This window comes from Pseudodonghicola flavimaris (assembly GCF_030164425.1).
Taxonomy (GTDB): domain Bacteria; phylum Pseudomonadota; class Alphaproteobacteria; order Rhodobacterales; family Rhodobacteraceae; genus Pseudodonghicola; species Pseudodonghicola flavimaris.
This window is the reverse complement of the sequence record NZ_JASNJD010000021.1, coordinates 84,877-95,957: the sequence shown is the minus strand read 5'-3', so window position 1 is coordinate 95,957 and position 11,081 is coordinate 84,877. Positions and strand designations below refer to the sequence as shown.

Below are 11,081 nucleotides of genomic sequence, written 5' to 3'. Positions count from 1 at the left end.
CTCAAGACCACCCTCGAGGCCATCGCCGCCGGCCATCCGCAAGGCCGCATCGACGAACTTCTCCCGTGGAACTTCAAGCCGTCAAGCTGAACCTGAGGTGGGATGCAGCCGCCGCTTACGATGGATTTGCGGTGTTTTCACCTATCTGTGGGATCCTCTAGTCGCTCTAGCCTCAAATTCTTTATTTCGAAATCACGAAAGAATAAGTCTCTTGGGCGCACAAACTGGGGCACGAAAATTGCGATCTCCCCGTGGACAGACGGGGTCAGTTTATAGAGCTGGGCGACCGCCCCATGAAGCCGAGACAGCCGATCACCGCTCAGATCTTGATCAATGCCGCCGTCGCGTACATGAAGGCGATGCCGCCCAGAAACCCGACCAGTACGGCTGGTGACATCAGCGCCGCCTGCCTGTCGGCGTTTTGACGGACAAGGTAGGCGCTGACCTCGACCATGACTTGCAGGATCGCACCCGCTCCGACGGCGAGTGCCAGTGCCGACCATTGCGGCGCGTAGGCGAGGCTGCCCGCCCACATTCCAAGGACGGCCGGGCCACCGGCGAGCACCGTCAGGACGGCGAAAATCCAGATCGTGGGCCGGGCACGAAGCATCGGGGCGGCGAGGCCGATGCCCTCGGTGACATTGTGCAAGGCAAAGCCTAGGACGAGGAAAGTTCCAAGCCCCGCCGACCCGGCGGCGAATGCGCCGCCGATTGCCAGCCCTTCGCCGAAGTTGTGAAGCCCGATCCCGAGGGCAATGTAGAACGCAAGCGCGATGCCTTCCGGATTGCCGCGCCAGCGCCCGATCGCCATCAGCAGCAGAAAGCTTGCCAGCGCCGCCAGCCAGACCATGGCGGAGCCTTGGAATATCGCCGCCGCATCGCCGGACAACTTCAGCGCTTCCGCAGTCATGTCGATCAGCAGGAAGGCCAGCAACCCAACCGTCAGGGCGAGCAGAAAGTTCATCCCGCTTCGCCCGACGCCCTTCATGGCCGGATAGAACATCAGGCCAAGCGCCACCGGCAACAGGCCGACGATCGCACCGATCACTGCCTGCAGCCGGAGTTGACCCCAGGTGGGACTTGGCGTCGAGACGGCGACCCCGATCTCATGCCCGAAGGTCGCGCCCGTGTTGGTCAGCAGGTTGACGTGATGGGCCTCGCCGAGAACCCACGGATATGGAATTCGCAACCAGACCGCTTCGCCGCGGGCAATCGGCCCCGCGGGCTCCTGAGTGAAGGTCCAGTAGGCGTCGTCCACTGCGACCTGCGCGACCACCATTGCTTCCGATCCGCCGGCGCGCACACTGAGCGAAATCCCCGACCCATCGAGGATCGTCCGTTCGACCGTCAACGCCTCGACCGGGGGCGCGCCATTGTTGAAGCCGCGCAGCGGATCGAGCGAGGCAATCCACACGAAAGCCCCCAGCATGACGGCCAGCGGCACGAGAACGAGAAGCAGGCGGGTCATTGGCGGGCGGCTTTGTTCGGTCTGATCGGTCATGCTCCGGCCTCCCGCACGTCGAAAAAGCCCATCCAGCCTAGTTCGGTGAACTCGGCCTGATGGGCATGGAACATGTACAATCCATCCTCGTGGTCAGCGAAACTGAACTCGAGGATGCCGCGCTGCGCCTGACACTGCATGATCACATCGACCGTGCGCAGGGTCGGCGTGAGTTGCGAACCGGTGTCGTAGTAGTCGAAGAAATTGCCGTGCAGATGGAACGAGTTGATCGGGTCGAACTCGGTCGCATTCATGAGGTAGATACGGACCGGGCGCGACTTGTCGATCCGGATAGGCGCGTTCATGTAAGCTTGGCCGACCGTATTGACGGCATAGACCTCGTTCTCGCCGTCGAAATTGGTGTCAAAGCCGTTCATCACCATCGCCAGTTCCTGCCATTCGGCGTTTTCCGGGCTGCCCAGCACGCGCGACGCGGCGATTGCCGCAAATTCGGGGTGGCGCGCCGGATCAGGGTCGACCACGAAAAGTCCGTACATGCCCTTATGCATGTGCCGTTTCAGCGGCAGGGCATGGCAGTGATAGAGATGACAGCCGAAGGGCTTGGCATCGAACTCATAGACGAACTCCTCACCCGGATCGATCAGCCCGGCGCCTTGAACGCCGTCCATCTGCGCCGAGTGAATGCCGTGAAAATGCATGGAATGCGGGTGTGAACCGAGGTTGCGAAAGACGATCCGTAGCCGTTCGCCTTCTTTGGCGCGCAGGGCGGGGCCGGGAACGCGGCCGTTGAACGTCCAGGCGGGAAAGAAAACGCCGGGAGCGATCTCGATCTCCACGTCGATGACGTCCACCTCAAACGTTCGTAACGTGCGCCCATCCGGCAGAACTTCGGTCTGGCCTGTCTCCCAGTCGGTCAGCATGGCCGTCGGGTCGAACCCGTTCCGGGCGTGGTCGACCTGGCCGACCATCGTCATGTTGCCATGCGCCATGCCACTGTCATGGGCCGAATACGGATCGACCGCCCCGCCGGGCATCGCATGCCCCGCCATCGGGTCGGGCGTTGCCTGGGATTGCGCGCGGCTCGCGGCCACGGCCGCTCCGCCGGCAGCCACTAGACCGCCGACCAACAACGCGCGTCGCGACGCCGATACTGGCTCCGTGACCATTGCAGGTGGCGCTGTGGGCCGAGATGTCTCCACGGCGGACGACACATCGCGCCCTCGCTTGCTGGTATCGGCAGGCATGGACGTGGTCCCTTCAAATGACACGCAGGCCAAAGTCCCGGCGCAAAAAGTTAGCTTCGGCTAATAATCATCGCTTAGGCTTTACGAGTCAATCCCGATCGTGCGAGGGTGGCGGCATGACGAACGATGAGAACCATGAATCAACGCAGGCAGAGGCGCGCGCGGTTGAAACCCGCGCCGAGGCCTTCATCGGTGTGCGCGAAGCGCGGCGCAGCGAAGTGGCGGAAGACTATGTCGAATTGATCGCTGAGCTGATCCACGAGAACGGCGAGGCCCGGCCGGTCGATATTGCGGCACGCATGGGCGTGACCGCGCCAACAGTCGCCAAGACGCTTGGCCGTCTGGCGCGGGACGGCCTGATCACTCGCGCGAAATACCGCTCGGTCTTCCTGACTGAGGAAGGTCGGGCGCTTGCCAAGGAATGCAGACATCGCCACGAGATCGTCTTGCGGTTTCTCCTGAGCCTCGGGCTCGACCCCGAGACCGCGGAACGCGATGCCGAAGGCATCGAGCACCATGTCAGCGAACGGACGCTTGCCCTATTCGCGGCGTTTTCCCAGCGGTCATAGGCAGGTGGTTGCCGCTGCGACAAGTCGGTTGGCCGAGGTTCCAAGAAACGTGATTTTGTGCCGCTGGCATTCGGATCGCGTGGGTAGTAGATCAAGATCATGAGACAATGGGCGCGCCTTATCTGCATTCTCTCGCTGGTGGCTTTTGCCATCGGCGCGGTCGCGCAGTCTGCTGGCTCAATTGCCATGGCCTCGTCAATGGTCTCCACGGATGGCGGCATGATGGCGATGGAAAATTGCGACGCCTGCGGCAGCTTGGAAGACGGTAAGATGGGTTCCGTCTGTGATTTTGTGTGCAATGCCGCGGGAATGGCCGCTCTTCTTTCGATCCCGGCTGGTACCAGCCCGATCGCTGCCACCGCAGCACATGAAATCCAGCTCGTGGACGTTCCGCACGGAATATCCGGCCCCCCGGCCAAGCAACCTCCTCGGGTCTACCTCTGATCTGACACACGGCGCCTGATTGCGCTTCGTGAGTTTCCCCGTGCCGGACGCCCTCAAATGGGCGTTTGCGCGGATCCATGAACGTCGCCACGCAATTGCTTTGGCGGCGTACAGTGAAATCAGAGAGTGTTCATCCATGTCCTACCAAATCAATTCCCTTTTCAGTCGCCGATCATTTCTTGCAACGTCCTTGGCGGGTATCGGCGCCACGGCTTTCGGAAAGCCCCTGCGCGCCGAACCGCAAATCCGCAGCTTTTCGCTGCGCCCCGCGCCGGGACAGGCAAGGCTGGTCCCAGAACCTTATCCCGCAACCCCCGTTTGGGGCTTCAACGGTCAGGTTCCCGGCCCGGAGCTACGGGTTCGGCAAAGCGATCGGCTGCGCATCGTCGTCACAAACGGTCTGGACGAGGAAACCACCGTACATTGGCACGGACTTCGTCTGCCGAACGCGATGGATGGGGTTCCACACCTGACGCAGCAGCCGATCGCACCCAGAGAAACCTTTATCTACGAGTTCGACGCGATCGATGCCGGGACCTTCTGGTATCACCCCCACCAGCGCAGTTTCGAGCAGGTCGGACGTGGGCTGGCCGGACCGCTCATCATTGACGAATCCAACCCGCCGCAGGTCGACCGCGATGTCACCTGGCTGCTTGACGACTGGCGGCTGACGCAAGACGCGGCGATTGCGGATGACTTCGGCGCAGCCATGGACATGAGCCATGCGGGCCGTCTGGGCAATACTGTCACGATAAATGGGCGTGTTCCCGATGTCTTCGTGGTGCGGCAAGGCGAACGTATCCGGTTGCGGCTGATCAATGCCGCCAACGCCCGCATCTTCGCGCTCGACTTCGGCGACCTTCCCGCGCGCATCATTGCACTCGACGGCCAGCCGGTCACCCCGCACGCTGCGCTTGACGGTGTCGTGGTTCTTGGCCCGGCGATGCGTGCGGACATCATGCTCGATTGCCCTGCCGACCCCGGAACCAGGCTGCAAATCGTCGACCGCGCCTATCGTGACAATGAATTCAACCTGCTGGATGTCGTATTTGACGAAACGCCCCTGCGTGCCACGCCGCCGGAATGGGAAATTGCCCTTCCAGCCAATCCGCTGATCGAACCTGATCTGAACGCAGCCCGTCGTCATGAAATCTTGTTCACCGGGGGCATGATGGGCGCCATGGTCGAGCGCCAGATGGGCCTGAGTCAGTCCGGCAGCATGATGGGCGGAATGATGGGTGGCGTTGTGGGTGGCGGCATGTGGTTCGTCAATGGCGTCGCGGCCGAAGGGCACATGCTCGACCCCTTCCTAACATTGGAGCGCGACGCGAGCCATATCCTCCAAATGACGAACGCCACTGCCTTCGACCATCCGATCCACCTGCACGGCCACTCCTTCCGAGTCATCAGCCGCGATGGGGTGCCGACCGATTTCCGCGAATGGCAAGATACCGTGCTGATCGCGCCGCGCGAGCAAGTGGAAATCGCCCTGGTCGCCGACAATCCCGGAGACTGGATGTTCCATTGCCACATCCTCGAGCACCAGGCGGCCGGGATGATGGGCGTGATCCGCGTCGCATGAGCAGGGGAACATGCAGATTGAAGTCGATTGAGATTGGATGTCAGCCAAACCGGCGCAAGGTACTCATCGCGGCACTCAGTATCGGCGTCGCTTCGATGTTGCCGGGGTTCGCACTCGCGGCGAGCGATGGTGATCCAGCGGCTCTTGCCTTTGATGGCGATACCATCCTGCTGGCGAGAGGAGGGCTGTTCGTCAGTAATAATGGCGGCCGGACTTGGACCGCGACAGAAACACCGGGGAACGTGCTGTCGCTGGCGACCCATCGCGACCGGCCCGGCCGTGTGGTCGCAGGGTTGGCCGAGGGCGGTGTCAGCATTTCCGAAGATGGGGGCGCTTCGTGGCGCGTCAGCGACGCTCGCTTGCCTGACGGAGAAATCACTGCCGTTGCTATCGCCTCGCGGAACCCGGACATGATCTATGCCTCGCTTCGCGGCGACGGGTTGTGGAAGAGCGAAGACGCCGGTGCAACCTGGTCGCTCGCCATGGACCGCCCCTGGCTCGACAACGCAGAGCGCGATCCTCTTGCTCTGGCTTCGGTCGAGCTTGAAACCGGCATGGGCGGGATCTGGATCTATGCGGGCACCGAAGTTGGCCTAACGCGGGTGCCCGATTGCTTTTGTCGCTGGCAGGACGTGCAGCCAGGCAACGCGATGGACGCATTGGTTGCGGGTGAAGCCCCACCGTCCGAAGCGCCATTGCCTGGAGGTGAACCGATCCTGTCGCTGGCCAGTGCCCCCTCGGCGCCGGAAGTGATGTACGCCGCGCTGCCCTCGGGCCTCTGGGCATCGCAGGACGGCGGAGTCATCTGGCAAAAGCGGGCCAGCAAAGCTGCGACCGCTGTTGCGGTTCATCCAAGAGACGAGACCTACATCGCTGCCCTGTTGGGCGGCATCTTGAAAATCAGCCGTGACGGCGGCGCAACCTGGATCGAAACAGGAGAACAATGATGGAGAAAATGATGCAGAGAAGAAACGCGCTTGGCCTGATTGGCAGCGGCATTGTCGGAATGGTGGGCCTGTCCACATCGGCCTGGGCGCAAGCGACAGGCGATATGGCACCCGATTTGGCGGGCAACGAAAGGCAGATCACCATCTGGAGCGATCCGGGCTGCGGCTGCTGTGATGCCTATGGGGATTATCTCGAAGAACACGGCTTTACCGTTACGCGTGTGGATGACCGCGACTTCGACAAACGCTCGGTCGAAGTCGGTGTGCCCGCCCAGGGCATCGGCTGCCACTTGGCCGAGATCGACGGCTACTATGTCAGTGGTCTCGTCCCCGTCGACATCATCGATCGGCTGCTGGAAACCCGTCCGGCGATAACGGGTATCACCTTGCCGGGAATGCCCGCGAACGCGCCGGGTATGGCTGCGGTCAAGTCAGGCACGCTAAGGACCTACGCCTTTGGCCCAGACGGAATTTCAATTTATGCCGATGAATGAAGGGCCGAAAGATCGATCGGCGAAGTGTACGGTCAGGCGGTCAGTGCATCTCGCTGCCCTAGTGTCCGCGCTCGCGACCACCGGCGTTGTGGTGCTGGCCCAATCGGAACCGGTTGACCCGCGTGTCGAGGGACTGACGTTTTTGGGAGAGCCCGTGCTTGCATCCCAGGTCATGGCAGGGCAACAGCTTTATGCGGACAACTGCGCCAGTTGCCATGGTGCCAGCCTCGAGGGTCAGCCCGATTGGCGTCGTCGTCTTGACACAGGAAGAATGCCGGCCCCGCCGCATGATGACTCAGGCCACACTTGGCACCATTCAGACCGCATGCTTTTTCAGATCACTAAAGGCGGGGTCGGGGCCGTCGTGCCGGGATACGAGAGCGACATGCCGGCCTTCGGAGAGGATCTGACAGACGCAGAGATCGCGGCTATCCTCGTCTACATCAAGAGCACCTGGCCTGAGCGACAACGTGAGTTCCAAGCCGAAGTTTCGGCCAATGACACGGGCGGGTGAAGATCGACAGGGTGTCAGGATAGTATCTTTCGACCAAAACCGATCCACCGGGGGACCAATTCGGCAAATCTGTCCTACTCCGCCCCCTGACTCCCGCTTTACCACGCTAATTCGGACCTGACCTGGTTGGCCGTTAACCCGCCCGCAAGGCAAGCATGTGCTACCAGGGTCGCGTGCATGCGTTCACGAAAATTTACCCTTGAACCTCTAGCCACTAGAAGTCCTATCTAGTCGACGAGAATGTATATCGTTCTTGCCATTGATCGCCGGTGGGAACCGAAAGGGTACGACATGCTGACAAGACGACACTTTATTCAAACGACAACAGCGCTCTTTTCGGCGACTGTGGCCAACCCTGTGTTTGCCGATAGCTGGCCCACCGAGGCGCAGAAGGCTGAATGGGACGCGCAAGTCAGCCCGCCCGGCTTCGATCCGGCCACGTCAAACCCTTGGGGACTACACCCACGTTTCTTGCCTCAGCGTGTGGACGCGAAGGACGGCCTCGTGCCGGGAGACATCCATGTCGATGCGGTCGCGCGGTATCTCTACCACATTGAGGAGGGTGGAACCGCGATGCGCTACGGCGTGGCGATCGCGCGGGGCAACCTCTACGAGCCGGGTGTTTATAACATCAAGCGCAAGGTCAGGTGGCCGCACTGGACGCCAACACAAAACATGATCGAACGCGATCCCGTGAACGCACAATGGGCCGATGGGATGGAACCAGGGCCGGAAAACGCTCTCGGGTCACGGGCGCTCTATCTCTATGTCGGTGATCGCGACACCTATCTTCGGATACACGGCACACCCTATCCGAGAAGCATCGGCGGTCGTGCGAGTTCGGGTTGCGTGCGGATGGTTATGGCACACATCAACGAGCTTTATCCGAACGTCGAGATCGGATCGACAGCACATCTTTATTCGGCTGAGGACAGCGTTACCGCGAGAAGTTGAATGAGGTAATTAACTCTCAGCGCATTGATGTGACGTGCGGGTCGTCGTCACACTTCCCGCGCGACGCAGATAGGGTTGCCGTTCGCCGTGCGCAGCGGCAGCAAGGTCGTTTCAACGGGGCCGCTGTGTTCGTACCAGTAGCACCCGTCCTCGGGCACCAAGCGCGCGGTTGCAACATCCTGACCCGGGGCAGCCATTGCAATCACGGCTTCGGGAACGTTGCCCCGCTGGTCTGCCGCGTCGCCCGGCCCAGTCGGCTGGACTGCGCATCCGGCCGTAAGCGACAGCACCACTGCAACCATCATTTTTTGCTTCAGCATCAAAACCCGCATCAAGCTTCCTTTCGTGACTGTTTTTCTTTGCAGCGGCTGTTCATGCCTCAAGGCGTGATGGAGCCGGTCGCCGCATCCTCTAGCAATAAAACAAACTGAAATACCACCGTATTTTGCTCTTGAAGCTCTAGCTACTGTAGGGGCTATGTCTTGGTAAAGCACCCGAATCCAGAGGTCCATTCATGCCGTCCGACACCCATCGTCACGACCACGATCACGCCGAAGATGCCCAGACAAGCGGCGGCAGCTGCTGCGGGAGCGCCGGAACGTGCGGCGACATCGTTCCGGCGACGCCCGCGCCAGCGGGCGGGCGCAGTTTTCAGGTGGCCGGCCTCGATTGCGCCGAGGAGGTAGCAATCCTGAACAAGGTGGTCGGCCCGAAGATCGGTGGGGCCGAGCATCTCGCGTTCGACGTGATCAATGGACGGATGACTATTCTCGACAGCGCCAAGAGTGTATCGGACGGCGAAATTGCAGAACTGGTCGCAAGCACCGGCATGACCGCCAAGCCCTGGGATGCCGAAAAAGCGTCGGTCGACCAGGCGGCCCATCTTGCACGACAGCGGCTGTTTACGGCGCTCAGTGGCGGCTTCTGGGCCGCGGGTTTTCTGTGGCACATCATCGAGACCGGCATGGGCGGGGCGCTCGGCCTCTTCGCGGGTCACGGCGAAGCGCCGATGCCACTGGTCGAGGCAGGGCTATTCGCGGTTGCGATCCTGTTCGGTGTCTGGCTCGTGGCACCCAAGGCATGGTCGTCCGCTCGGCGGCTGTCGCCCGACATGAACCTGCTCATGGTAGTCGCAGTCGCGGGTGCAATTGGCCTCGGCGAATTTTTCGAGGCGGCGACGGTCGCGTTCTTCTTCTCGCTCTCGCTTTTCCTCGAAAGCTGGAGCGTCGGGCGTGCGAGGAATGCGGTTTCAGCTCTGCTCGACCTGGCGCCGCCGACGGCAAGAGTTCTTTATGATGACGGATCGGAAGCGGACGTTCCGGCTTCTGCGGTTGCTATCAACGCACGTTTCGTCGTGCGCGGCGGAGACCGCATCCCATTGGATGGTGAGGTTGTCGATGGGGCAGGGGCCGTCGATCAGGCGCCAATCACCGGAGAGAGTGCGCTGGTCCCAAAGGAACGGGGCGACGATGTTTATGCCGGTACGATCAACGGCGAAGGCACACTGACGGTGCGCGCCACGAAGGCCGCCTCGGACACCGTCTTGGCCAAGATCATCCGCATGGTCGGCGACGCCCATGCCCGCCGCGCGCCGGTGGAGCAATGGGTGGCGAAGTTCGCCCGCATCTACACGCCTATCGTCATGGCTCTCGCCATTGCAATTGCCCTGCTGCCGCCGCTCATTTTCGGTGGGGCTTGGGATTATTGGTTCTACAATGCACTCGTGCTGCTGGTGATCGCCTGCCCGTGTGCTCTGGTCATCTCGACTCCGGTCTCCATCGTCGCCGCACTCACCGCCTCAGCGCGGGCCGGGGTGCTGATCAAGGGCGGTGCATATGTTGAGGCACCGGGCAAGACCACTGCACTGGCCATGGACAAGACCGGCACGATCACCATGGGCGAGCCCGAGGTGGCGGCGGTGCATCCGCTGGGTAGAGCATCGGCGCAGGATCTGATGACCCTCGCCGCGGGGCTCGAGGCACGTTCCTCGCATCCCTTGGCGCGCGCCATTCTCGCGCGGGCAGAAGCCGACGGCATCAAGGTGTCCGCCGCGGAAGATACCCGAACCGTTCCTGGTAGGGGACTTGAAGGACGCACTGACGGCCGGTCGATCTGGCTAGGGTCGGACCGGTTTGCCGAGGAGAAGGGTTTCGGCGACGCCATTCCGAAGGATTTGCGCGACCGCATCGAAGGGGCTGGCAGCACCCTTGTTGCCGTGGGCGACGACACCGGCGTGACCGGCATCCTTGAATTGCGCGACCGTATCCGCCCCGACGCCAAGGGCATCGTGGCACAGCTCCACGCGCAAGGCGTGAAGACCATCGTCATGCTGACGGGCGACAACGAGCGGACAGCGCGCGCTGTTGCCGCCGAGGTCGGCATCGACGAGGTCCGTGCCGAGCTTCTGCCCGAAGACAAGGTGACAGCCATCGAAGAACTGGTCGAAACGCATGACATGGTGGCCATGATCGGCGACGGGGTGAACGACGCCCCCGCCATGGCGCGCGCGCATTACGCCATCGCGATGGGTGCTGTTGGTTCGGACGCGGCAATCGAGACGGCGGATATTGCCCTGATGACCGACGACCTCGGCAAGGTGCCTTGGCTGATCGGTCATTCGCGCCGGACAATGTCGATTATCCATCAGAACATCGGTATTTCCTTGGCGACCAAGGGCGTTTTCGTTGTCGCTACCGCGTTCGGACTGGCATCGATGTGGGGCGCTATTGCAGCCGACGTAGGAGTGTCATTGCTGGTGGTGGCCAACGCCCTGCGCCTGCTTAACAGCCAAGAGGCCAAGGCGCCGCCGTCCGCCGGTGAACAGGTTGGCGAAGGCTTGGCCAAAGGGGCGCTGGCACATGGTCATTGAAC

12 protein-coding genes are annotated in these 11,081 nt (G+C 61.9%); 9 read left to right on the top strand and 3 right to left on the bottom strand.

Going from position 1 to position 11,081, the window contains the following annotated elements:
- On the top strand, nt 1-90 hold a 90-nt coding region (locus tag QO033_RS25365; protein WP_456107298.1), incomplete at its 5' end, for a transposase domain-containing protein.
- A 229-nt stretch (nt 91-319) separates the two neighbouring features.
- Here the strand turns inward: QO033_RS25365 and QO033_RS20780 are convergent.
- Nucleotides 320-1,501 carry a ZIP family metal transporter gene (locus tag QO033_RS20780; RefSeq protein WP_100161002.1) on the bottom strand — a complete coding sequence of 394 codons (1,182 nt, stop codon included), beginning with the start codon at nt 1,499-1,501 and terminating at the stop codon, nt 320-322.
- Complete coding sequence (locus QO033_RS20775; protein ID WP_284482817.1) at nt 1,498-2,706, bottom strand: multicopper oxidase domain-containing protein; 1,209 nt, start codon at nt 2,704-2,706, stop codon at nt 1,498-1,500. Before QO033_RS20775 ends, QO033_RS20780 begins: the two co-directional genes overlap by 4 nt.
- Before the next feature lie 116 nt (nt 2,707-2,822).
- On the opposite strand from QO033_RS20775, the gene mntR reads away from it, so the two are divergent.
- The 7 genes from mntR (at nt 2,823) to QO033_RS20740 (ending at nt 8,210) form a co-directional block, all read left to right on the top strand.
- A complete protein-coding gene (gene mntR, locus QO033_RS20770; protein ID WP_100161004.1) occupies nt 2,823-3,275 on the top strand; it encodes a manganese-binding transcriptional regulator MntR in 453 nt (150 codons plus the stop codon).
- Nucleotides 3,276-3,374: 99 nt separating this feature from the next.
- Complete coding sequence (locus tag QO033_RS20765) at nt 3,375-3,719, top strand: hypothetical protein (protein WP_100161005.1); 345 nt, start codon at nt 3,375-3,377, stop codon at nt 3,717-3,719.
- A 136-nt stretch (nt 3,720-3,855) separates the two neighbouring features.
- Nucleotides 3,856-5,301 carry a multicopper oxidase family protein gene (locus QO033_RS20760; RefSeq protein ID WP_100161006.1) on the top strand — a complete coding sequence of 482 codons (1,446 nt, stop codon included), beginning with the start codon at nt 3,856-3,858 and terminating at the stop codon, nt 5,299-5,301.
- A gap of 17 nt (nt 5,302-5,318) precedes the next feature.
- Complete coding sequence (locus tag QO033_RS20755) at nt 5,319-6,248, top strand: WD40/YVTN/BNR-like repeat-containing protein (protein ID WP_284482816.1); 930 nt, start codon at nt 5,319-5,321, stop codon at nt 6,246-6,248.
- Complete coding sequence (locus tag QO033_RS20750; RefSeq protein ID WP_100161089.1) at nt 6,248-6,742, top strand: DUF411 domain-containing protein; 495 nt, start codon at nt 6,248-6,250, stop codon at nt 6,740-6,742. Before QO033_RS20755 ends, QO033_RS20750 begins: the two co-directional genes overlap by 1 nt.
- Complete coding sequence (locus tag QO033_RS20745) at nt 6,705-7,256, top strand: c-type cytochrome (protein ID WP_306372743.1); 552 nt, start codon at nt 6,705-6,707, stop codon at nt 7,254-7,256. Before QO033_RS20750 ends, QO033_RS20745 begins: the two co-directional genes overlap by 38 nt.
- A gap of 291 nt (nt 7,257-7,547) precedes the next feature.
- Nucleotides 7,548-8,210 carry a L,D-transpeptidase gene (locus QO033_RS20740; protein WP_010138179.1) on the top strand — a complete coding sequence of 221 codons (663 nt, stop codon included), beginning with the start codon at nt 7,548-7,550 and terminating at the stop codon, nt 8,208-8,210.
- Nucleotides 8,211-8,257: 47 nt separating this feature from the next.
- On the opposite strand, the gene QO033_RS20735 is transcribed toward QO033_RS20740, so the two are convergent.
- The gene (locus QO033_RS20735; RefSeq protein WP_100161008.1) at nt 8,258-8,542 is read right to left on the bottom strand and encodes a hypothetical protein; all 285 of its coding nucleotides are present in this window, start codon (nt 8,540-8,542) and stop codon (nt 8,258-8,260) included.
- Nucleotides 8,543-8,724: 182 nt separating this feature from the next.
- On the opposite strand from QO033_RS20735, the gene QO033_RS20730 reads away from it, so the two are divergent.
- On the top strand, nt 8,725-11,079 hold the full coding sequence (locus QO033_RS20730) for a heavy metal translocating P-type ATPase (protein ID WP_284482815.1): 2,355 nt from the start codon (nt 8,725-8,727) through the stop codon (nt 11,077-11,079).
- Nucleotides 11,080-11,081: the final 2 nt, after the last annotated feature.

Excerpts from the sequence above, each read along its gene's own strand:
- QO033_RS20735 (WP_100161008.1), bottom strand. The coding sequence starts at position 8,542 with ATGCGGGTTTTGATGCTGAAGCAAAAAATGATGGTTGCAGTGGTGCTG.
- QO033_RS20750 (WP_100161089.1), top strand. The coding sequence starts at position 6,248 with ATGGAGAAAATGATGCAGAGAAGAAACGCGCTTGGCCTGATTGGCAGC.
- QO033_RS20760 (WP_100161006.1), top strand. The coding sequence starts at position 3,856 with ATGTCCTACCAAATCAATTCCCTTTTCAGTCGCCGATCATTTCTTGCA.
- mntR (WP_100161004.1), top strand. The coding sequence starts at position 2,823 with ATGACGAACGATGAGAACCATGAATCAACGCAGGCAGAGGCGCGCGCG.
- QO033_RS20730 (WP_284482815.1), top strand. The coding sequence starts at position 8,725 with ATGCCGTCCGACACCCATCGTCACGACCACGATCACGCCGAAGATGCC.
- QO033_RS20780 (WP_100161002.1), bottom strand. The coding sequence starts at position 1,501 with ATGACCGATCAGACCGAACAAAGCCGCCCGCCAATGACCCGCCTGCTT.
- QO033_RS20740 (WP_010138179.1), top strand. The coding sequence starts at position 7,548 with ATGCTGACAAGACGACACTTTATTCAAACGACAACAGCGCTCTTTTCG.
- QO033_RS20775 (WP_284482817.1), bottom strand. The coding sequence starts at position 2,706 with ATGCCTGCCGATACCAGCAAGCGAGGGCGCGATGTGTCGTCCGCCGTG.
- QO033_RS20765 (WP_100161005.1), top strand. The coding sequence starts at position 3,375 with ATGAGACAATGGGCGCGCCTTATCTGCATTCTCTCGCTGGTGGCTTTT.